Raw genomic sequence first — 22,266 nt, forward strand, 5'->3', positions numbered from 1 at the left:
TTACCGAATAGTCCATTTATATGTGGATTCTGCTTTTATCTCATACAAATAGTATTTGTTGCGCAGTAAAAAATTCTTGCTAGAATTCGCACCACAATTTACGTCATTACGTTAACGAAAGGTTTTGGAAATGAGATTCAGTCTCGCTATTCTTCCCCTGTTACTTCTCTCTGTAACAGCTGACGCTGAGAAATATAATTCAATTACTACAGCTGGCTATTCTAGCTTGGATTATGATCTAGATGTTTTGGGTGGTGAGTTCGATTTAGATGGTAATCAGTTTTTGGCTGAAACTACTTATTACTTTTCTGGAAAAGAAACTCTAGGCCCCTTAAAAGAGTTTGAATATATTAACAAAGTAAGCAATGTGTCGGCTGCCTTTTTCCACAATGAGGTAGATAGTAATAATGCCGATAATTACGCTGTGACCGGAGAATATTTTTCTCAAAATGGTTTGATTTTTGGTTTAGATTTGACCGAAGTTAATGATCGCAATATTGACACGGTTGCTCTTGGCTATTTATTCACCTCGAACTTTTTATTAGAACTTTCCCATACTGATTTTGAGTCTGATGAAGAGACTTATGTTGAGTTTCGATACAATCATCTGTTGAGCGGTGCTGATTATATTGGTTTTGATTTTGTCAGTGACGATGGATTCGATGTGGCTGTCTTTTCCTCCAAATATTTCACAAACCTGGGAGGGGGAAGGTATTTGACCACTGAACTTTCCTATGCCGACTATGAAGGTGATGACGATTATTGGCAGATCGGTGCAGAATATTTCTTTACCCAACGCAGTTCGTTTGGTATGAAACTGGACGAGAAAGACGATATGAAGCTGGCTTTCACCCACTTCTTTAGTCGGAATATTGCCTTAGAAGCTGCTTATAGCACTATGGAGGCAGATGATAATATTAATATTCGCAGCTTTGGTAGTGATACCTATCGTGCAGGATCTACCTCAACGCTTGATGTTATACCGGATCTTGAAAATGATACCGTGCTTAGCTTTTTGACTCCCTTTATTGAACTTGATGTAGAGAAGTTCGAACTTAGCGTAATTTTTCAGTTATAAGCAAAATTAAAAAAGGGCTGTCTGAGACGGCCCTTTTTATTTATAAATCGAATTTATTTACCCTTTGTTGGTGATGGCTTTTATTCGGTTTTGTGCCATGGTGCCAATTTCCCCTCCAGCCCCAGCAGCTTCCTGATAGTGCTTGTAAGCACTTTGCTTATTTCCCTGTCTCTCATAGGTCTGGCCGAGGTAGTAGTGAGCGTAAGCGGTATCCAGATAGCGTAGTGATCTGGTTAGGTCGCCCTCTGCAGAGCTATAATTTTTTAATTGGATATTAGTGATTCCCCGCTTTAGCCAATACGAAAATAGCGCCGGATTCTTTTGAATGGCGCTATCGTATGCCTTTCGAGCATTTTTATATTGTTTCTTTTGACTGAATAAATCGCCTTCTAGCGCAAAAAAGGCAGCTTCTTTGGGTTGCTGTTTTTGAGCTTTTCTCACCAGCTTTAGTGCAGAGTCAAACTTTTTATTATTGGCTGCGGCAACCGCATTGTCGTAATTCTTGTAAGCATCGGCATCGCGCTTTAATTGCGCTATGGCTTTTTGGTAAGAGGCCCGGTTGGTGATTCCCCCTTTGGGTAGAGATTGACTGTGCTTGATATTAGCGCTGACACGAGATTGGGAAGGGGGATGGCTGGCAAAGAGCGCTTCCAGTCCACCAGTTTGCCGCCCCTCCGACAGTTCAACAAATTTTCTTTGTAGGCGTACGGCCCCCTGGGGATCATATCCCGCAGCGGCCATATATTTCATGCCGTACTGATCTGACTCTAACTCATTGCCGCGACTGTAGCGGGCAATATAGGCGGAGCCCCCCAGTTGAGTCCCGGTGGCGATCAAGTCAGAGTACCCAGAGTCTTGGGTGGCAGCTCCCACGATTGCCAGGCCTGCGCCCAATAATTGTTGTTGGGACATCGCAGTTGCGGAGTGGCGCGCAGCGGCGTGAACTATCTCATGGCTCAGTACGGCGGCGAGCTCAGCTTCGTCATCGAGTAACACCAGTAGGCCTCGATTGATGGCGATTTTGCCGCCGGGCAGGGCCCAGGCGTTGGGAACCGAGTTGTTCAGAACCACAAACTCGTAAGGTAGCTGGGGGCGGTCAGAGACCCGTGCCAGCTTTTGGCCAACCTGGCTGACGTAGTTTTGCAGGGCCGGATCAATGGTGTATTGGCCGCCCTGCTGTTGTTGGTTGGCAGTGTAGTGCTGTTGCCCCAGTTGAATTTCCTGCTGCGGAGATATCAGCGAAACCTGTTTCTCACCGGTGACTGGATTGACAACGCATCCTCCGAGAATCGTGGTCGTCCAAAACGCGACACATGCCGTAAGCGCTTGGGTACGCGAGATCATTGCCTCCCTCCCTGTATAATGTTGAGTCATTAGAATGGTTACTCATTGTACACAGTACGGGAACTGAGGTTTATGACGGCACTTCAAGTCATTGAGTTATTTGCGGGCAACAACCCCGAAGGTGAGCCCGTGGTGGAACGGCTACAGGTTCGTGTGAGCGAGGATGATAGCTGCCAATTGGTGCGATCCCCTGTCTTTATTAAGGGAATCGCCAGTGGGGATTACGTTAAGGTCGATAAAGACACCCAGCAATTTGAGTTGGTAAAGCGCTCGGGCAATTTGGCAGTGCGTATTTTTTGTCGCGGCGATAGCACGGAACTGTCTGATAAGTTGACCCCACAGCTGGAGAAGCTCGGGGGCGAGTTGGATCTGGAGGCACCGCGCGTATTGGTCTACAGCATTCATGTCAGCTGTGGGTTCGATAAGATTGAGGAGATCCTCAACAGTGCTTGCGATGGGGCTAATAGCGTTTGGTATTACGGCAATGTTTATGACCCTAAAGACGGGCAGACCCCACTCAATTGGTGGCAGGACGTCCTAAAGCCGGAGTAAACATCCGCGATATATTTGGGCCAGCCACAATAGCTTGGTAGTGTGTGGTTGAGGCGATAGCGAATTGAGAAGGCACCCGATGTTAATAGTTATTTCACCGGCGAAAACCCTGGACTATGAAAGTGATATTCCCTCACTGGAAACCACCCAGCCGGACTTTTTGAAAGAGTCAGCAGCCCTGATCAAAGAGTTGCGTGAACTGAGCCCGCAGCAGGTTTCCAGCCTGATGAAGATTTCAGATAAGTTGGGAGTCTTAAATTACGATCGCTTCCACACTTGGAAGCGCCCGTTTACCGATAACAACGCCCGCCCCGCCCTGCTCGCCTTTAAAGGTGATGTTTATACTGGATTGGAGGCGGAGACTATGGGTAAGCGGGACTTTGCCTATGCGCAAAAGCACTTACGTATGCTCTCTGGCCTTTATGGTTTGCTGCGCCCTTTGGACTTGATGCAACCCTATCGCCTCGAGATGGGCACTAAATTTGAAAATGCCAAGGGTAAGAATCTCTATGAATTTTGGGGAGATAAGATTACCGAAGCATTGAATGCGCAGTTGCAGGGCGTGAAGGATCGCGAGTTGGTAAACCTGGCATCCAATGAATATTTCAAATCAGTCAAAACCAAGCAGCTTGATGCTCAGGTGATCACCCCGCATTTTAAGGACCTGAAAAATGGTCAGTATAAGATGATTAGTTTCTTTGCTAAGAAAGCCAGAGGCATGATGAGTCGCTGGGCGATTGATCAGAGGGTAAAGAAGGCGGAAGAGCTGAAAGGTTTTGATGTGGCTGGTTATGGTTATAACCCAGGATTGTCCACTGAGTGGGATTGGGTATTTACCCGGGATGAGCCGCAGTGAGCAGCACTGAATTGCCCAATGCGCCCTCCTGCGGGCGCAATCGCGAGCCGATTATCCAGCAACTGACTCGCCTGCTGGCTTCAAGTCGTAAAGTGCTTGAGGTTGGCAGTGGTACCGGTCAGCACGCAGTATATTTTGCTCCGCATTTACCGCATCTTGAATGGCAAACTTCAGAGCGATCGCAACAGCTGGAGGCAGTAAAGTCCTGGCTGGCGGAGATACCCAATAGCAACCTGCCGCAACCGCTGGCGCTCGATGTTGGTGATTCTTGGCCCGAGATTTCGGCTGATGCTATTTTCACTGCAAACACCTTGCATATTATGTCGACTGAACTGGTACAAAAGTTCTTTCTGCATAGTGCCGATGTTTTGGAGCCGGAAGGTTTGTTGATCGTTTATGGTCCCGTGAAAATTGCAGGAGAGTTTCTTGGCCCTACTAATGCTGATTTTGATATTGAGTTGAAGGAGCGTGACCCCAAGCGGGGGATTCGCGATCTCGAATGGCTCGATCAGCTGGCGGAGAGTGCGGGGTTCAGTCGCGTAGAACTAAATTACTTGCCAGCCAATAACCAATTAATGGTCTGGCGCAAAAGCGATAATAAGGAGTAACCATGCCCGAGTGGTTGGAAATAGTGGTGATCGTGGCTTTTGCCATTGGAGCGGTATTCTTTTTTGCCAAATACCGAGAGACAGCGGCGGCACTGCATGAGAGTGAGCGCATGAAAGCCCGTTTGTCGAATGACTTGAATCGCTATCGCGATGTGCCCAAGCTGCGCGCTCTGCGAGATGCCCTCATTGGTGTTAAGGCCCTGCCTACCGATGATGAGGGCAATGAGCACCTACTGCTGCGCGATGGGGATTTGCAGTTGCACCATTTGGTTTTGCGCCGGGAAGCAAACGCTCTGGGTAAAGAGGCCACGGCCAGCTATGTCAAAGACGGTAAAGAAGTAGAACTGCAGGAACTGGAGTAATCGAAAGCCGCTTTAATTAGCGGCTTCAGAACTCAACCTGGATGCTGGTTTTTGAGCCAGCTTTGCTGGCGGAAAGTGAAGCGTGAAGAGACTGCCCTGCCCGGGCGTACTTTCTACACTCATTTCTCCATTGTGTCGCAGCAACACATGCTTAACGATCGCCAGTCCGAGACCTGTGCCGCCACTATCCCGTGAGCGGCCTGGATCAACTCGATAGAAGCGCTCAGTCAGGCGGGGAATATGGATCGAATCGATACCGATACCGTTGTCCTCTACGGAAAAGTGCCCGCCTTTGTCATCCTGCCACCAGCGCAATTGAATCTCGCCTTCTTCGGGAGTGTATTTCACGGCATTTAAAACTAAGTTGGCAAAAGCACTGTGTAATTCGCCGGGGTCTCCATTGAGGTAGCAATCCCCTTTGCAATCAACTTCGATATGATGATGCCGATCGCCACTGAAGCTGCGCGCTTCCTGGGCCACCCTCTCAATCAGTTCTGGTACGGCTACAGCCATATCCCCGCTTTTGCGTTCTGAGGTCTCCAAGCGAGCCAATAGCAGCAGGTCATTGACCAGCGTACTCATGCGGCCAGTCTGCTCCTCCATTTGAGCCAGGGGTTTCCTCCAGGGAGGCGGTGCCATATCACTGCTTTGCAGTGTTTCCAGGTAGCCGGCAATTACCGTGAGGGGGGTGCGCAGCTCATGGGAAACATTGGCGACAAAATCTCGGCGCATCTGCTCGAGATTATGTAAACGGGTGATGTCGCGAACAATGACCAAAGCCTCATCTTTACCGTAGCGGGTGACTTCCAGCTGTAACATACGGGCTTCATTGCCAGGTGCGGGCAGAGTGAGGGGTTCCCCGTTGTTGTCACCGTGCATATAGCTGACAAAGCCAGGATCGCGGACAAAGTTGACTAATGACTGGCCGGAGTCACTGGCCTGTAATCCGAGCAGTTCACCGGCAGCAGGGTTCCACCAGGCCAGGTTATCGCCGTCTTCCAGGGCAACAATTCCTTCGCGCAATGCGCTGGTACTGTCCTGTACCCGGCGCAACATCACGTGCAGCTTCTGCTTTTCGCGGCGGTGGCGCCGCTGCATACGGTAAAAGTCGTCGTAGATTTCACCCCAAATACCAAAGGCGGTTGGGGCTGGGCCGCGTCTGCCGTTTGCCAGCCAGCGGTTGAAACGTTGCTGTTGCCACAGCACTGAGATCAGGTAGCTGGCCAATCCCGCAATCAGGGCGAGAGACCAGCTGCCGGAGGTGACACCGAGAATGGTGCACCCCAGGGCGATAATTACGAAACGCGAGAACTCGCCAATACTGCGATCCAACATAGAGTTGCCGTGTTGCCTGATAGATGGCGGCAGTGGCACAGCCTCTTCCGCCCGCATTCAATACCTCATGGAACCAGGCCCGCACCCGTTAAGTGCGGAGGTTTGATTCTGCAGGGATCGGTACCGATCCAGAGAGGATTGTCACACTTTTTCTGCGGTTTGCACAGAAAACCGATACCCGGTGCCGCGAACTGTCTGGATATAGCGGTCGTGGCCATCAATGGCCAAGGCTTTGCGCAGACGGCGGATATGGACATCCACGGTGCGTTCCTCCACATAGACATTCCCGCCCCATACATGATCGAGGAGTTGGGTGCGTGTATAGGCGCGCTCCTGGTGGGAGAGGAAGAAGGTGAGCAGGCGAAATTCTGTTGGCCCCATATCCACTGGCTGCCCTTTGATAGTGACCCGGTGACTCAATGGGTCCAATATCAGTGCGCCGGCGCTGAGGGGTTCCTCTGGGGTCGCCGGGCCCGCGCGGCGCAGTACGGCCTTTAAGCGAGCAACCAGCTCCCGGGGGGAGAAAGGCTTGGTGATGTAATCGTCGGCCCCGGTCTCTAACCCTTTGATTTTATTGTCTTCTTCACCTTTTGCCGTGAGCATGATGATCGGCAACGAGGTGGTGAGTTCATCGCGCTTGAGGCGCCTTGCCAGCTCTACCCCGGAAACATCCGGCAGCATCCAGTCGAGCAGCACTAAGTCGGGCTTCTCGTCGATAATCAAGGCGTGAGCTTCCTGGGCGTTTTCCGCCTCAAGGCAGCGGTAATCTGCCATTTCCAGTGCGACCCGCAGCATATCGCGCACTGCGGATTCGTCATCGACAATCAGGATCGTTTTACTGTGCATTTGCCTGCCATACCCGCTCTGTTGTCAGGGTTTCCCCAGTTATGGCCGAGGATTAAACGGGATTTATATGACAAATATATGACGCTCCACTTCTGGGGCCCACTCATCTTTCAATTCAGCAGAAAATGCAGCGATATGCCGGCGAAAATGGCAAACCCTACCCAATTATTGTTGATAAAAGCCTGAAAACAGCCCTCTCGCCCTCGGTCCCGAATTAGCCACTGCTGATAAACGAATAAACTGCAAACCGGCAATAGCGCCAAGTAGTAAAAAATACCGAGTGAGAACCTTGATCCAATAAGCAGTAGGGCAATTAGAACTAAAAGTTGTAAGGTTCCGGTGACCACCTTGTCCATTTCCCCAAACAAAATGGCGGTGGATTTAACGCCGATCTGAAGATCGTCATCGCGGTCCACCATCGCATAGAAAGTGTCATAGCACAGGGTCCAAACCAGGTTGGCGGTATAGAGCAACCAGGCCTCTGCTGGTACTTCTCCTGTAAACGCTGCAAAAGACATGGGGATTCCCATACTAAAGGCGGCGCCCAGGACCATCTGGGGTAGGTGTGTGTGGCGCTTTGCAAAGGGATAGCCGAATGCCAGAGCCAGAGCTAAAAACGAGAGGAGAATCGTGAGTGTGTTGGTGGTGAGTACCAGAAGGAAGGCGGCAGCGCTGAGGCCGGCGAAAAGCGCCAATGCAGACTTTGGCGTCAGTGCGCCGGTGGCCAGAGGACGCTCCGCAGTGCGCTTTACATGGGCGTCAATTTTGCGATCGGCGAAATCATTGACTGCGCAGCCAGCCGCTCGCATCAGGATCACACCGAGTGTAAATACGATAAACAAGTGGAAGCCCGGCCACCCCTCAGCGGCTAGCCATAGTGCGCACCAAGTGGGCCAGAGTAACAGCAGTGAACCTATGGGTTTGTCCATCCTCGCTAATTGCCAGTAGGGCAGCGCGGTGGGCCAGCGTTGTGCGATCTGTTGGCTGATCACAGTGAATCCTCAGTTGCGATAGTTTTGGCTGCTTCTTGCGCTATGGGGTCACCTGTCGGTGTGAAGTTGGGAAGAAAAGCCTCTGACACCAGTAAAGGCTTGTCCCGCAGCCAGAATACCGAGCGGCGACCCCAGACTTCAGAATCCTTTTCCCCAAGTTCACGATCGGCGCAGCCAGGGGATTTCTGCAGCAAATTTAGGGCGATCTCCCCCCTGCGAATGCCCGGCTCACTAAACAGCAACTCCCCCAGCGGGCGGGTATCCAGGCTGCGCAGATTGCGAGATTTTCCTTGCAGGCTGCGCTCGGGTAAAACGCTGCGGGCATACACCCAGGGCTGTCCGCAACCGTAGAGCAAAACTTCCCGAATCAGGGCCCGGTTACCATTGTGCAATCCCAGTACAAGGCATTCTTCAGGGCGGGGTGTCTGCCAACCCTGATACAGCACGCGAACATAAAAGTCCCCGTCACTTTGCTGCTTGAGAGCGGCGGTGAGTGATCCGGAATAGGTCAGCCAGGGCACCAGATTTTTGGGTGGTTGCTGCTGGGTTTCAAGAGGCAAACTCTGCCAATCGCCAGAGGGCACAAATGGTGATTGGTGCAACGATAACTCCGCAGTCTGGATAAAGGCCCCATTGTATCCCGGCCGGTGCAGCAGGTCTCTCCCTGTTGCATTTTTGCTCCCCAGCACGGCAATGGATATAGTGCTCACTGCAATGAAAACAACGATTCATAAAGAGAAGCTTGTTATGGGGCTTACTACCAAAATCTTAGTGGGAATGCTTGCGGGCATTGCCGTGGGGTGTTTATTTAATTACTTGAATATGAGCCAGCTGTTCGGTGCTGGTGTGAACAGTGCTATTAATCTCTATCTGACTGAAGGCCTGTTCGATGTTATCGGCCGTATCTTTATCGCTTCGCTGAAGTTGATGGTGGTACCTCTGGTGCTGGTATCGCTGATCAGCGGAGCCTGTGCCCTGTCGGAAGGCAGCCGAATTGGGCCGCTGGCGGGTAAAACCGTCCTTCTTTATATGGTGACAACGGCCATCGCCATTACTCTGGCACTGTGTCTGGCATTGATCTTCCAGCCCGGAGTTGGTGTTAATGAGACTGCAGCTGAAGCCGCTTCAACATTTGTGCCGAAGGAGTCCCCACCGCTTTCCGAGGTGCTGGTTAATATATTCCCGACCAATCCTGTAGCCGCTATGGCTGAGGGAAATATGCTGCAGATTATCGTATTTGCCCTGTTGATGGGCTATGCGATTTCCCGCTGTGGCGAACCGGGCCAGCGTATCGCCGCTTTCTTTAATGACCTCAATTCCGTTGTATTGCGCATGGTTGGTGTATTGATGGTATTTGCCCCCTATGGCGTTTTTGCGCTATTGGCGAAAACCTTTGCCGACCTTGGGTTCGGAGGTTTGGTACAACTCGGAAAGTATTTCCTGGTCGTGCTCTGTGCCCTACTTCTGCATGCATTGGGGACTTACTCGGTGATTCTGAAGCTGCTGAGTGGGCTCAATCCCTTAGAGCTACTGAAGAAAATGTGGTCGACCATGGTTTTCGCCTTCAGTACCGCTTCCTCTGCTGCCACTATCCCGGTGACTTTGTCGACGGTAGAGAAGCGCCTGGGTGTGGATAATAAAATTGCTGCATTCACAGTTCCCTTAGGCGCGACTATCAATATGGATGGCACTGCGATTATGCAGGGTGTGGCTACGGTCTTTATTGCCCAATTCTTTGGTATTGAGATCGGCCTGACTGGCTTTCTGACAGTGATCCTGACTGCGACCCTGGCGTCTATCGGTACTGCTGGGGTGCCCGGCGTCGGCCTGATTATGTTGGGTATGGTATTGCAGCAGGTGGGTCTGCCGCTCGAGGGGATTGCCATTGTGATCGGCGTAGACCGCCTGCTAGATATGGTGCGCACGGCGGTCAATATTACCGGTGATGCGGTAGTAAGTAGTGTGGTGGCGAAGAGTGAAGGTGCCCTGGACGAAGAGACTTACTACGATGCCAATTACAAAAGTGTCAGCATTAACGACAACAACACAGTAGGAGCCCACTAGGGCGCTTTCCTCAAGCCTCGGCAAATCGGGGCTTGTTCTGTAACCAGCGTTTAATCAGCTGTTGTCGCATGCCCTCTGTCAATTGAGGGGAAATAGCAATTTTTTGCACTTGCGGCAGCAGCTCAGCATCCCTCTGCAAGTCTGCGATACGGTGCTGGATCTCCCCTGTCTGGCGGGTGCCGAGGATTTCCCCGGGACCTCGCAGACGCAGGTTTTCCTCTGCAATAGCAAAACCATCGCTGTGTTGACGCAGCGCTTGCAAGCGGGCGCGGCCATTCTGCGATAGCGGTGTGCCGTACAGCAGCACGCAGTGGCTGGCAATAGAGCCGCGACCGACCCTGCCGCGCAACTGGTGCAATTGGGCCAGGCCCAGGCGTTCGGGGTTTTCGATAATCATCAGGCTGGCATTGGGCACGTCGACGCCCACTTCAATGACCGTGGTGGCTACCAGCAAATCCACTTCCCCGGCCTTGAAGGCGCTCATCACCTGCTCTTTTTGCTCTGGCTTCAGGCGGCCGTGTACCAAGGCTACGCGAACGCCTTCGAGCATTTCGGCGAGCTCTTCGGCGGTGGATTCTGCCGCCTGGGCCTGCAGGCTCTCCGACTCCTCGATAAGGGTGCAAACCCAGTAGGCCTGGCGACCCTCGGCGATGGCGCTTTGCACCCGTTCCATAACCTGGTCGCGCCGATCATTGGCAATGGCAACGGTGTTGATGGGTTGGCGCCCCGGCGGCAGCTCATCGATGATCGAGCAATCCAGGTCAGCGAAGGCGGACATCGCCAAGGTGCGGGGAATCGGTGTAGCGGTCATAATCAGCTGGTGGGGTTGCAGCCTGCCGGTAGCTCCACTTGCCGCCCCTTTCTCACGCAGCTCCAGACGTTGCTGTACGCCAAAGCGGTGTTGCTCGTCGATAATCACTAACACCAGGTTGTGGAAAGCCACCTCTTCCTGAAAAAGTGCGTGGGTGCCCACTACTAACTGGGCATCGCCACTGGCGATCTTGCCCAGCTGTTTACGCCGCTCGGCAGCCTTTAAGCTGCCCGTTAGCTGAGCAACTTCAATACCCAAAGGTTCCAGCCAATTACAAAAATTGATCCGGTGCTGCTCTGCCAGGATTTCTGTCGGTGCCATGACTGCTACTTGAGCACCGGTCCCAATGCCCTTTAGGGCAGCCATAGCGGCGACCAGGGTTTTTCCCGCGCCCACATCTCCCTGCAATAAGCGCATCATCGGGGTTTGCTGAGCCAGATCCTCAGCGATTTCCTCGCAAACTCTCTGCTGTGCGCCGGTGAGGGAAAATGGCAGGCGCGATAAAAAGTCTCGCTCCAGGGATCGGTTAACGGACAGAGGTGGTGCCGCTACCCTAGCGCTATTGCGCCTCAACTCCAGCAGACTCAGATGGTGTGCCAGTAACTCTTCCAGGGCCAGACGCTGCTGGGCGGGGTGAGTACCTGATGCCAGTTGATCTAGCTGGGTGCCAGCCGGAGGGGCGTGCAAATAAAGCAAGGCGTCTCTGAGGGGGTAGCGCAGAGATTTGGGTAACAGCTCTGCCGGCAAGAACTCGGTAACAGCGCCGTTTTTCAGTAGAACCAGTGCCTGTTCCACCAATCCTCGCATGCGGGCCTGGCTCACACCTTCTGTTAGCGGGTAAACCGGCGTAAGGGTATCTGCGGTCTCCGCGTTTTCGATACCGACGATTTCCGTTTCCGGGTGGTAGAGCTCCAGGCCGTTGGCTCCGCGACGGGCCTCCCCAAAGCAGCGTATTCGGGTTCCTCGGGCAAAGCGGCTTTTCTGTGCGGCAGAAAAATGAAAAAAGCGCAGGGTTAAGGTGCCGCTGCCATCCTGTAATCTGACCACCAGGCTGCGGCGGCGGCCGAATACGACATCGGCGGCACTGACCTCTCCTTCGATTACCACATCCATACCGGCGGTGAGGCCGGCAATAGGCACCACCCGGGTGCGGTCTTGATAGCGTAGGGGCAAGTGGAAAACCAAATCCTGTAGGGAGTTGATATGGAGTTTGGCCAACACCTGGGCAAATTTATCCCCCACGCCTTTGAGGGTGGTAACGGGCAGCTCGGCCAGGTTGTTATCTATCCCACGGTCAGGTGACACTGGCTGATGGCCTCTCGCAGTATGTCGATTGCGCGGTGTCGGGGGAAGCTTGCCCGCCAGGCCAGTGCTACGGTGCGGCGTGGGCCCGGTGCGGTAAAGGGGCGGGTCTCCAGCAGGCCACTGGCGTACTGTGATGCGGTGGCGGCTGAGAGTGGCAATACGGTAATTCCAAGCCCTGAGGCCACCATATGGCGGAGTGTTTCCAGTGAGCTGCCATCTGCGGCTGTGCGTATGCTGCCGCCGCCCGCTTCTTTTTCCATGGTTAGTTGCAGGTGCGGACAAGCTTCCAGTACCTGATCACGGAAGCAGTGGCCCTCACCCAGCAGAAGCACATTGTCTTCAGTGAGTTGATCCGGGGAGATAACCTCCTGCTTTGTAAGTGGATGGCCTGCGGGCATCAATACAACAAATGGCTCGTCGTACAGGGGTTGGGTGACAACGTCGGGCTCGGTAAAGGGGAGAGCAATAATGATGGCATCCAGCTCGCCCTTGCGCAGCCTCTGTCTCAGCGTGGCGGTATATCCCTCCTCAACATAGAGTGGCATTTCTGGTGCCAAATGCTGTAGTTGGGGAATAAAGTGTGGGAACAGGTAGGGCCCAATAGTAAAGATGGCGCCAACAGACAGGGGGCTAGCCAGCTGGTCCTTGCCGGCGCTGGCAATGTCTTTGATGGCTGCTGATTGTTCCAGAACCAGCTGGGCCTGGGCGACAATTCTCTCGCCCAATGGTGTTGCCTGCACTCGAGTTTTTGAGCGCTCAAACAGGGCGACACCGAGCTCTTTCTCCAGTTTCTTTACTGCGATAGAGAGTGTCGGTTGGCTGACGTAACAGCGCTCGGCGGCACGGCCAAAATGCTGTTCCTGGGCGAGAGTTACGATATAGCGCAGTTCATTGAGAGTCATGGTCGAGGCAATTAGATGGCCATTAGTAATAGTAATTATTCATAAATAATCGCCGCTAGCCAATACCCTGTCTCAATCTGTAAGCTGAGAGCGAATATTGGGAAAATTTACTAGTTTTGGGAATTCAGGTGGGATTGAGGCGCAAAATTTTGCTATATCTGTAAGGGGCACACCGAACGGAGATACGTCATGGGAGTTCTGTCCTGGGTCATTCTCGGGTTGATTGCCGGCGCTTTGGCAAAGTGGATTATGCCCGGGAGAGATCCTGGTGGTTGGATAGTCACTATGGTCATCGGCATTGTCGGTGCCTTTATTGGAGGCTGGCTCGGTGCCCTGATCGGGTTCGGTGGCCCAGTGACTGGTTTCGGAATAGGCGACATAATAACGGCTACGATTGGTGCAATAATTTTTCTTGCGATCTATCGCATGTTCAAAAGGCGTGGCAACTAGTCCGCCTTTGGGGAGAGCCTCGGCGGCGAACTATAAGCATTCCGAATTTGATATTTGCCCAAATGACCCCAGCACCTTAGGACTGAATAGCACTGAATCAAGGGAATAAGGTGGACAGCAAAGATTGTTCACCGGGAACTATATGACACAACAAGAAAAGCTTTGGATCCTTGGGTGTGGTGACCTCGGGGCGAGACTGGCACTGCATATAGACCGAAAGCAATACGCGGTTTATGGAATGCGGCGCAATCCCCTGGTAGCTCTGGCGAGTAAGCGCAGGGCAGATGTGGTGAATTGGCGCCGGGGGGATGCCACTAAGAAAGAGGATATTGAACGCTTGTTGTCTACGGGGGCGGATGTCATTCTCGCGACATTTACCCCCACTGAGCACACACCAACCGGCTATCACCGCGCTTATGTGGAAACGGCAAAGGCAGTCGCTGAAGTTGTTCCGCACCTTCCATCCCCACCGCGCTTGGTTATTTGGGTTTCATCTACTCGTGTTTATGGCCAAAGCGGTGATGACTTTATCGATGAGCAAACCTTACCCCTGCCCAGTGGTTTTCAGGGAGATAGTTTGCTGGCAGCTGAAGAGATCATTCGCAACGCAATTCCCAACAGTTGCATTGTGCGCTTTGCGGGAATTTATGGGCCTGGTCGAGATCGCTTGTTGTCGCAGGTTCGCGCTGGTCGCTGCGCTCCTCCCCAGCCACCGCAATATAGCAATCGCATCCATGTCGATGATTGTATTGGTTTTTTATTGCACCTTATTGAAAGGCACAAACATGGGTGGGTCCCGGAGCCTCTTTATATAGGCGCCGATAGCCAGCCTGTGCCGATGTACGAGCTGCAACAGTGGTTGGTAAAAGCGATGGGATATACCAGTGCCCACCTACGCGAGATTGTGCAAACGAGCGAGCGCCGCTCGAAAAAGCTCAGCAATCAGTTGATGCTGTCCAGTGGTTACGAATTGAAATATCCAGATTACAAGGTGGGCTATAGCGCTCTGTTGGAGTCGGAGGGCTGAGCTGCCCTCCTCAATTATTGCCACAGCATCGGCGAGAACTTCTTGCCTCAGGTCACCATAATCGCTTCGGCTTCAAAAAGGGCTCCCCGCGGCAACTCCTTGACGACGACGGTTGCCCTGGCGGGATAAGGCTCTTCGAAAAACTTTGCCATTATCTCATTTACAGCGGCAAAGTTGCTGCTGTCGGTAATGTAGAGATTGAGTTTCACAATATGCTGAAGCGATCCGTCAGAGGCCTCACAGACTGCGCTGAGGTTGCGAAAGACCTGGTGGACTTCATCGCTAAAACCTCCGCTAATCATCTGTTGTGTCTCTGGGTCCAGAGCGATTTGTCCCGACAGGTAAACAGTATTATCCACTTTTACTGCCTGGGAATAGGTACCAGCTGCGGCGGGTGCCCGGTCGGTTTTAATAACGGCTCGATTGGGCATGGGGTACTCCATTACTTATCAATATTGTTGAAAAGGAAGACCTATACGGAACTTCCGATTAATCCCTTACTTATTTGCGGGGCTTTCAGAAGTCGGTTAAATATATCGCGCTTTGAAGCCTAATGGCAGTTCCCAATGGGATTCCCTTGTGTTCCTCAAGGGCGGGCGATGCGTATGACAGAAGGGAGGTTGCGCAGGCGCTTCATAACCCGTGCCAAATGTACACGGCCACTGACTTCCAGGGTCAGGGAGATCACGCTGTTGTGAGCATCCTTCTCATCCACATTGATCTGCTCGATGCTGGCGCCCTCTTCCGTAATACGAGTAGCCAGTCGGGCAATAATCCCTCTCTCTGACTCGACTTCTACCCGCACATCACCAAGGAACTCCCCTGTCACATCCGGCGACCAGTTCACCAGCATGATGTTTTCCGGATGCTCGCGAAAATCACCGGTATTGCGGCAGGTGTCGCGGTGTACTACTACGCCTTTGCCCGAGCTGATATGGCCGATAATGGCATCCCCGGGAATAGGACGGCAACAGCGGGCAAAACTGATCATCATGCCCTCTTGGGCATCGATCGTTAAGGGAGAAGAGATATTGCTGGCTTCAGTCTCTTCACTGGTGACGGGCGCGAGTAATTTAGCGGCAGAGAAGGCCACTTTACTGCCCATACCTATCTCTTCCAGCAGCTTGTCCAAAGTTGCGCATTTCGCTTCTTTGAGGCCCGCTTCTAATTGCTCTGGTGATAGCGCGTCTAGGCTCGTGTCGAACTTACTGAGTGCTTTTTCCAGTAGGCGCCGGCCCAGGGTAATGGAATCGTGGTGACGCTGGTGCTTGAGGAAGTGACGGATAGCACTGCGCGCTTTGGCGGTTACTACAAAATTGAGCCAGTTAGGGTTTGGCTGTGCAGTTTTGCGCGTGAGAATCTCGACTTTTTGCCCGCTTTCCAGAGGTTGGGACAAAGGGGCCAGGCGCTGATTGATACGCACGGCAACACAGGAGTTGCCGATATCCGTGTGTACGGAATAGGCGAAGTCCACGGCAGTGGCTCCTGCGGGGAGGTCGACGATCTGCCCTTTAGGGGTAAAGACGTAAACTTCATCCGGGAATAGGTCAATTTTTACGTTTTCAATAAACTCTAACGAGTCGCCGGCGCGCTGCTGCATCTCCAGCAGTCCCTGGACCCAGCGCCGTGCACGCACTTGGCTGGTGCCACCGGTATTGATCACCTCATCGCCGGAGGCTTTGTACAGCCAGTGGGCGGCAATGCCACTGTTGGCCATTTCATCCATTTCCTTGGTGCGGACCTGAACTTCAATGGGCACCCCGTGCATACCCAGCAGTACTGTGTGCAGTGACTGGTAGCCATTGGATTTGGGGATAGCGACGTAATCTTTAAACTCGGAGATTACCGGTTTGTACAGGCTGTGCATAACACCTAGAACCCGGTAACAGGTATCCACACTGTCCACAATGATGCGGAAAGCGTAGACATCCATTATCTCCTTGAAGGACTTCTTCTTGGTGCGCATCTTTTGGTAGATGCTAAATAGGTGCTTTTCCCGGCCAATCACCAGAGAGCTGATGCCCTCCCGCTGCAAGCGCAGTTCTATAGCATTCTGAATTTGTTCCAGCAGCTCTTTGCGATTGCCGCGGGCGGCGACCAGGGCGGCGCGCAAGCGGCTGGCACGCAGTGGGTAGATGGCAAAAAAAGCGCGATCCTCGAACTCGATACGAACGTCGTTCATACCCAGTCGGTGGGCGATGGGTGCGTAGATCTCCAGCGTCTCGCGGGCAATACGGGCACGCTTCTGCGGTTTCAGTGCGCCGAGAGTGCGCATGTTGTGCAGGCGGTCGGCCAGTTTGACCAGAATCACGCGGATATCGCGGGCCATGGCTAGCGCCATCTTCTGGAAGTTTTCCGCCTGCTTCTCTGCCGGGCTGTCGGTCTCGAACTGGGTTAGTTTCGAGACCCCATCGACCAGGTCGGCAACCTCTCCACCAAACTGCTCAGCCAGAGCTGCCTTGGGGATACCCGTATCCTCGATCACATCGTGCAACATGGCTGCCGCCAGGCTCTCGTGATCCATATGCATGCCCGCGAGAATAGTTGCAACTGCCAGCGGGTGGGTGACATAGGGCTCGCCGGAACGGCGCTGCTGACCATCGTGAGCCTGCTCCGCGTAAAAATAGGCGCGGCGGACGATTTGGATCTGGTCGGGAGGAAGGTATGAGGAGAGGCGGTGGGCCAAACTATCTATGGTGTGCAATGCCGCGCGCGCCTCTCGTAAAACTCAAAAAGTACCTAGTAAGAGACCTGATCAGACTTGCTGATCTGTTAGGTAGTTGGGGGCAACGATAGGAGCAGGTGCCTCTTCGCGTTCCGGCTCGTCGAGGATGGCGGCATCCACCAGGCCCTCTTCGATTTCGCGCAGGGCAATTACCGTGGGCTTATCGTTTTCTTCGGGAACCAATGGATCCCTGCCGCCTGTAGCGATCTGACGGGCGCGTTTGCTGCCGACGATAACGAGCTCGAAGCGGTTGTCCACATGCTCAAGGCAATCTTCAACGGTAATACGTGCCATAAACTTTCGTTTCCATTTGCTGTGCCCGAAGGCAAATTCTGTACAGGGGACCGGCTATTTTACCGGACCGGGAAATGTATGCAATTCGATCAATTGGTTCAGTGGCGCAACAGTGCCTGAAGTAGATCGCCGTGGCGCAGTTGCTGCAGCTCTAAGCGCTGTCGCTGGGCAACGATAATCGCACGCAGCTCTGTTAACGCTTGCTCGAAGTTATCGTTGATTACCAGGTAATCTGCGGCGACATAATGGGTCATTTCGTCGATGGCCTGGTCCATACGGCGATCAATGACCGCTTGATCGTCCTGACCGCGTCCGGTGAGGCGCTCGCGCAGGGCTTCCTGGGACGGAGGCAAAATAAAAATACCCACTGCATCAGGGCGCAGGCGACGAACCTGTTCGGCCCCCTGCCAATCGATTTCCAGGATAACATCGCGACCACTGGCAAGAGTCTCTTCGATCTCAGCTTTGGCGGTGCCGTAATAATTATCGCCATAAACTTGGGCGTGCTCAAAAAAAGCATCACGCTCCAACATTGCCAAAAATTCTTCTCGCTCGACAAAGTGATAGTCAACGCCGTGAGTTTCGCCTGGGCGCATGGCACGAGTGGTATGGGAAACCGATACGGTAACCTGGCTGTCGCTGTCTACCAGCGCTTTGACCAAGCTGGTTTTTCCTGCACCGGAGGGAGCGGAGACGGTGTAGAGGGTTCCTGTTTGCACAACTGATCCTGTTCGCGAGCAAAGAGCCCATTATAACCGAAGCTTGCGTCTGGAGATGAAAGAGTGTCATGAAGGGACAAGGCTAGCCCCCGACCGGAGTGGGGGTATCTGTTGGGAGATTCAGGGCGCGTTACCACCTGCGCGCCTGGGCCCGGCCGGGATAGCCTCGCGGGAGTTTCTCAATCACCGCCAACCACCTGTGATTAAGGGGACCTCCCTGTTGTTAATCGCTAACGAAAGTGACTCTATCCTCTTTGCGCCGGGTTGCCAACCACCACCATACCAAAGAGCTTGCGAGCAAGTAGGATATGAAGAGTGGTACATATGTATTGTTTAGTAGCGGAATAGCGCAGATGAGTGCTGCGAGTCTCAAAGTTTCGAGGCGCCCTGAAATAGGATGACCATCCAGTATCCTACCATTAATTGCCAGGCAAATAATCAAGGCAATAACCGAGCCCATAAGTTGCCAGAAACTCAATACGCTGGTGAACCAGAGGAGAGATAAGGTTGTGGCGGTGTAACAGAGGTGTTGTGCGAATGCGTAGTTGCGCAAACCAGGGCTAATTTCAGGGTTGAAACGTTTAAAGTTTGTCAGATCGGTAGAGGCTACTGGCATGGATTTTTCTACATCTGCGGGCCTGTAGCCGGTGGGGCGGAACCAAAGAGTGCACTTGTCCCACCAGCTTTTCGTATGCCAGGCATCAATTGCCATGCGCTTTAAGTGTTGTAAATTGGCTGCTACAGGATCAAAGGTATTCAGGGGCTTACGCACACCGTAAAGACAGGGCTCAGTTTCGAGTTCCTGCTGGTAGGTGCCAAATAAGCGATCCCAAAGTATTAATATTCCGCCGTAGTTTTTATCTACGTAGACAGCGTTCTGGGCGTGGTGTACCCGGTGATTCGAGGGGGTAATGACAAACCACTCCAACCAGCGGATCTTGGGTATTTTTTGTGTGTGAACCCAAAACTGGTAAATAAGATCAATTGCGCCGGCGACAATAACAATTTCTGCCGGCAAACCAATCAATAGAAGTGGTAGATAAAATATCCAATCCAGCTGTAGCCCCCCCGAAGACTGGCGCAATGCTGTGCTCAGGTTGTAGTCCTCACTCTGGTGGTGCACCAGGTGTTCTGCCCAAAAGATGTTTACCTCGTGACAGATACGGTGCTTCCAGTAGTAGCAGAAGTCGTATGCGAGAACCGCCAGGGCCAGGTGCCAGACATTGTCGATAGACCAGTTGAAACCAACCCATTGATAGTAGGGTTGTAGCAACGTAAACAGCGGGATATAGATAACGAGGAATAAGCTTTTATAGGTAAGCCCGATAATACGATTGAGAATCCCCGTGCTGAGATTGCCAATAGTGTCATTCAGCCTGTAGAGCCCCCAGCCTTTCCAGCGATCCAGGGCGAACTCCATAAGCATGGCGGTCAGAAAAAATGGAATAGAGAAAGTAAGCAGGTCCACAGAAACCCCATATTTTTATTATTAGATAGCGTATCTATTGAACTCTGCCACACGGCTACTGGGCCGCATATGCCAGTGATGTATGGATTCTGAAATCAGTCAGTATTCGCTGAAGGGATTTTGACGTAATTAACTTTCAGGTTTACAAAAGTGGTGCCTGATTGGCACTAACCAAAAGATTGGCAAGAGCATGCGATACGTCGAATTGGTACCACGGCTAGGTGCGACTTTCGATGTTTAGTCATGGTTTTCTTCGTGAAAGGATTTTCTTTGGAGTTTATAAATAGAAAGACCGGCAAATGCCGGTCTTTTTTTACTCTGAACGGGTCGCTATTTACTCGCTAGCTTCCGCTTCCAAAGTCACACCGCTGTAGGATTCATACCCATAGACACTGATGTACCAGGTGCCGGAATCCGGGTTACTAATGGTGCAGCTCTCCTCGTTACCCCAGAGGTATGGACGACAGTCATATCGACGCAGAGTAGGATAGTTACCGTGGCGCACGTAGAGATCAACTTCGCCGGAGCCACCGGACATCTCTATAGTAAGGGTGGAAGTCCCAGACTCAACATCAATGGTGAAGTCATTCCAGCTGCCCTGGCTGCCAGAAAGGTTAGTTTCGGTCCAACCTGAACCATTGCTGCCACTGTCGTCATCGTCGTCGCCATTACCACTATCGTCGCCGCTCGCCATAGCTACAGCTGCTGCCGCGTCCACAATACCGGAGCCGCAGTTGTTGCAAGAAGAGGGGAAGCTGCGAGCGGTGCTGGTGAGGATCGACTCAACTTCATCCGGAGTAACGTCGGGGTTAACCGAATAAATCAGCGCTGCTGCGCCGGCGACATGGGGGGCTGCCATACTGGTGCCCTGGCTGTAATAGTAGCTATCGCTGCCCGCATCGGTAGAGCCGTTGTTGTAGGTGGAAAGGATACCGTCGGAATCGTTTGCGAAGCTCTGTGCGCCACCGGGTGCAGCGACATCAACCACATTGCCATAGTTGGAGTAATAAGAGCGGCCGCCGGTACGGTCAGTTGCCGCAACGGTAATAACCCCATCACAGCTGGCAGGCGAGTATTGGCTTGCGTTGGCACCACTGTTACCAGCGGCGACAACCACGGTAGCGCCGAGGCTGCGCGCAGTGTCGATAGCGCTTTGCGTGGTAGTGTCACAGCTACCGCCACCGCCGAGGCTCAGGTTCAATACTTGGGCTGGGTTTTGGTTGCTTGGTAATCCGCTGACAGAACCACCGGCACCCCAGATAATGCCGTCGGCAATATCAGAGGTATAGCCACCACAGCGTCCAAGCACACGAACGGGCACTATCTTCGCATCATAGGCTACACCGGCGATACCCATGTTGTTGTTAGTAACCCCGGCAATGGTGCCGGCTACATGGGTGCCGTGCCAGCTGCTATCGCTCTCGGAGGGGATGCTCGGATCGTCACCGCAGGCTTTATCTGTATACCAATCCCCTGGGTCAGTGGGATCGTCATCACGTCCATCTCCATCTACGGAGACGAAAGTGTCAGAAATCATATCGTAGCCCGGCAGGATATTGTCTACCAGATCGGCGTGGGGGAGATAACCGGTATCGAGTACGGCAACCACTACGCCATCGCCCTGGGTAACGTCCCAAGCTGAGGGCAGGTTCAAGCCGCCGGTGGACTCGTAGTAATGCCACTGGCTGAGATAGCTCGGGTCATTGGGCTCGGCCATCGCTTTCATAATCAGGTCCGGCTCTGCGTATTCCACATCCGGATCCTGTTTCAGGCGATCGATGATCGCGTTTACTTCAGCTCTACTTTTACGGCCTTCCAGGCGCATTACCTGGGCGCCAGTGGCCATACGGCGGAGGTGGCGCATCTTGTGGCCGGCGCGACGGGAAGCTTTTTCGACCGTCTCTGTGGCCATGGTGGCCGCCTTCCCAACTTTAGCGCTCTCCTTGTACTTTACGATGATGCGGTCGGTTAGCAGTGTTTTTTCCGCGTCCGCTGCGTGAGTAGCGAAAGAGGTAGCACACAGTAACGAAAACGCACTCGCCAGAGTCGTCTTTTGCAAAAGACTTTTCAATGATGATTTCATTATTGTTATATCTCCGAGATATTTTAAATCCGGCTATCAGTATTCCGATAGGCCGGAGACTCCTGAAAAACTCCGCACTAACAAAATAAATTTGCTTAACGGATAGGCCTTGAAACTGTCTTTCTCACAGTCGGTAAGTCAGTTTGACCAAAATTGGTACCAAAGTTTCAAAATGGTACTTCTTTATAACGTTCGTGAAATTATTATCCTCAGCTTAAGCCTTTAAATTTGTGTGGCTTTTGGCGACAAATTTATAAATTTTGGGAAAAAAATCTGATAGTGAGAATTTATCTACGGGAGAGATGTGGAGGGGTTCACAGGGGGGAAACTGGATAATAAGCGAATATTTTCAGATAAAAGAATTATCGTGCGTAGAAAAGATGAATCGCTAAACGCTTCTTAGTGACGTGTACGTAGCATTTACGTAGCTTGGCTTTGGGGCCTG

General features: G+C 52.5%; 21 protein-coding genes. 8 read left to right on the plus strand and 13 right to left on the minus strand.

Translation table 11 applies throughout. From position 1 onward, the window contains the following. The first annotated feature begins 130 nt into the window (after nt 1-130). Complete coding sequence (locus ACYX4J_RS21895; RefSeq protein ID WP_476177552.1) at nt 131-1,078, plus strand: putative porin; 948 nt, start codon at nt 131-133, stop codon at nt 1,076-1,078. A gap of 57 nt (nt 1,079-1,135) precedes the next feature. On the opposite strand, the gene ACYX4J_RS21900 is transcribed toward ACYX4J_RS21895, so the two are convergent. Further along, on the minus strand, nt 1,136-2,422 hold the full coding sequence (locus ACYX4J_RS21900; RefSeq protein WP_476177553.1) for a M48 family metalloprotease: 1,287 nt from the start codon (nt 2,420-2,422) through the stop codon (nt 1,136-1,138). A 72-nt stretch (nt 2,423-2,494) separates the two neighbouring features. Here ACYX4J_RS21900 and ACYX4J_RS21905 point away from each other — a divergent pair, with 72 nt between their 5' ends. The 4 genes from ACYX4J_RS21905 (at nt 2,495) to ACYX4J_RS21920 (ending at nt 4,800) form a co-directional block, all read left to right on the plus strand. Next, nucleotides 2,495-2,974 (plus strand): DUF4265 domain-containing protein, encoded by a 480-nt coding sequence (locus ACYX4J_RS21905; RefSeq protein WP_476177554.1) that lies wholly within the window; start codon nt 2,495-2,497, stop codon nt 2,972-2,974. A 79-nt stretch (nt 2,975-3,053) separates the two neighbouring features. After that, nucleotides 3,054-3,830 carry a peroxide stress protein YaaA gene (yaaA, locus tag ACYX4J_RS21910; RefSeq protein WP_445362850.1) on the plus strand — a complete coding sequence of 259 codons (777 nt, stop codon included), beginning with the start codon at nt 3,054-3,056 and terminating at the stop codon, nt 3,828-3,830. After that, nucleotides 3,827-4,438, plus strand: coding sequence for a DUF938 domain-containing protein (locus tag ACYX4J_RS21915; protein WP_476177555.1), 612 nt, complete (start codon nt 3,827-3,829; stop codon nt 4,436-4,438). Before yaaA ends, ACYX4J_RS21915 begins: the two co-directional genes overlap by 4 nt. Before the next feature lie 2 nt (nt 4,439-4,440). Then, a complete protein-coding gene (locus tag ACYX4J_RS21920) occupies nt 4,441-4,800 on the plus strand; it encodes a hypothetical protein (RefSeq protein WP_444915156.1) in 360 nt (119 codons plus the stop codon). A gap of 12 nt (nt 4,801-4,812) precedes the next feature. On the opposite strand, the gene phoR is transcribed toward ACYX4J_RS21920, so the two are convergent. The 4 genes from phoR to ACYX4J_RS21940 all read right to left on the minus strand — a co-directional run bounded on the left by phoR (nt 4,813) and on the right by ACYX4J_RS21940 (nt 8,683). Next, nucleotides 4,813-6,192: a phosphate regulon sensor histidine kinase PhoR gene (gene phoR / locus ACYX4J_RS21925; protein ID WP_476177556.1), complete on the minus strand. Its 1,380-nt coding sequence runs from the start codon at nt 6,190-6,192 to the stop codon at nt 4,813-4,815. A gap of 84 nt (nt 6,193-6,276) precedes the next feature. Further along, nucleotides 6,277-6,981: a phosphate regulon transcriptional regulator PhoB gene (gene phoB, locus ACYX4J_RS21930; RefSeq protein ID WP_108735044.1), complete on the minus strand. Its 705-nt coding sequence runs from the start codon at nt 6,979-6,981 to the stop codon at nt 6,277-6,279. 110 nt (nt 6,982-7,091) lie between these two features. Beyond that, a complete protein-coding gene (gene ubiA / locus ACYX4J_RS21935; protein ID WP_476177557.1) occupies nt 7,092-7,973 on the minus strand; it encodes a 4-hydroxybenzoate octaprenyltransferase in 882 nt (293 codons plus the stop codon). After that, nucleotides 7,970-8,683 (minus strand): chorismate--pyruvate lyase family protein, encoded by a 714-nt coding sequence (locus ACYX4J_RS21940; protein WP_476177558.1) that lies wholly within the window; start codon nt 8,681-8,683, stop codon nt 7,970-7,972. The genes ubiA and ACYX4J_RS21940 overlap by 4 nt, the downstream gene beginning before the upstream one ends. 37 nt (nt 8,684-8,720) lie before the next feature. Between ACYX4J_RS21940 and ACYX4J_RS21945 the strand changes: the two genes are divergently transcribed. Then, nucleotides 8,721-10,037: a dicarboxylate/amino acid:cation symporter gene (locus ACYX4J_RS21945; protein WP_475713468.1), complete on the plus strand. Its 1,317-nt coding sequence runs from the start codon at nt 8,721-8,723 to the stop codon at nt 10,035-10,037. Nucleotides 10,038-10,047: 10 nt separating this feature from the next. On the opposite strand, the gene recG is transcribed toward ACYX4J_RS21945, so the two are convergent. Further along, nucleotides 10,048-12,153, minus strand: a complete 2,106-nt coding sequence (recG, locus tag ACYX4J_RS21950) for an ATP-dependent DNA helicase RecG (RefSeq protein ID WP_476177559.1) — start codon at nt 12,151-12,153, stop codon at nt 10,048-10,050. Then, the gene (locus tag ACYX4J_RS21955; protein ID WP_282930624.1) at nt 12,132-13,055 is read right to left on the minus strand and encodes a hydrogen peroxide-inducible genes activator; all 924 of its coding nucleotides are present in this window, start codon (nt 13,053-13,055) and stop codon (nt 12,132-12,134) included. Before ACYX4J_RS21955 ends, recG begins: the two co-directional genes overlap by 22 nt. Nucleotides 13,056-13,244: 189 nt before the next feature. Here ACYX4J_RS21955 and ACYX4J_RS21960 point away from each other — a divergent pair, with 189 nt between their 5' ends. Together ACYX4J_RS21960 and ACYX4J_RS21965 are read left to right on the plus strand one after the other, a co-directional pair. Continuing rightward, a complete protein-coding gene (locus ACYX4J_RS21960; protein WP_108735039.1) occupies nt 13,245-13,505 on the plus strand; it encodes a GlsB/YeaQ/YmgE family stress response membrane protein in 261 nt (86 codons plus the stop codon). A 142-nt stretch (nt 13,506-13,647) separates the two neighbouring features. Next, a complete protein-coding gene (locus ACYX4J_RS21965) occupies nt 13,648-14,532 on the plus strand; it encodes a sugar nucleotide-binding protein (RefSeq protein WP_476177560.1) in 885 nt (294 codons plus the stop codon). A gap of 47 nt (nt 14,533-14,579) precedes the next feature. Here ACYX4J_RS21965 and ACYX4J_RS21970 read toward each other — a convergent pair whose 3' ends face one another. From ACYX4J_RS21970 to ACYX4J_RS21995, 6 genes are all read right to left on the minus strand, one after another. After that, a complete protein-coding gene (locus ACYX4J_RS21970) occupies nt 14,580-14,963 on the minus strand; it encodes a Rid family detoxifying hydrolase (protein ID WP_476177561.1) in 384 nt (127 codons plus the stop codon). 155 nt (nt 14,964-15,118) lie between these two features. Further along, on the minus strand, nt 15,119-17,236 hold the full coding sequence (gene spoT, locus ACYX4J_RS21975) for a bifunctional GTP diphosphokinase/guanosine-3',5'-bis pyrophosphate 3'-pyrophosphohydrolase (RefSeq protein ID WP_476177562.1): 2,118 nt from the start codon (nt 17,234-17,236) through the stop codon (nt 15,119-15,121). 51 nt (nt 17,237-17,287) lie between these two features. Beyond that, on the minus strand, nt 17,288-17,551 hold the full coding sequence (rpoZ, locus tag ACYX4J_RS21980; RefSeq protein WP_413663830.1) for a DNA-directed RNA polymerase subunit omega: 264 nt from the start codon (nt 17,549-17,551) through the stop codon (nt 17,288-17,290). Between the two features lie 98 nt (nt 17,552-17,649). Continuing rightward, a complete protein-coding gene (gene gmk, locus ACYX4J_RS21985) occupies nt 17,650-18,270 on the minus strand; it encodes a guanylate kinase (RefSeq protein WP_444906844.1) in 621 nt (206 codons plus the stop codon). Between the two features lie 223 nt (nt 18,271-18,493). Next, complete coding sequence (locus ACYX4J_RS21990; protein WP_445355379.1) at nt 18,494-19,738, minus strand: sterol desaturase family protein; 1,245 nt, start codon at nt 19,736-19,738, stop codon at nt 18,494-18,496. 334 nt (nt 19,739-20,072) lie between these two features. Further along, on the minus strand, nt 20,073-21,821 hold the full coding sequence (locus tag ACYX4J_RS21995; protein WP_476177563.1) for a S8 family peptidase: 1,749 nt from the start codon (nt 21,819-21,821) through the stop codon (nt 20,073-20,075). Nucleotides 21,822-22,266: the final 445 nt, after the last annotated feature.

It is taken from the genome of Microbulbifer sp. ABM4_008, from assembly GCF_056311705.1.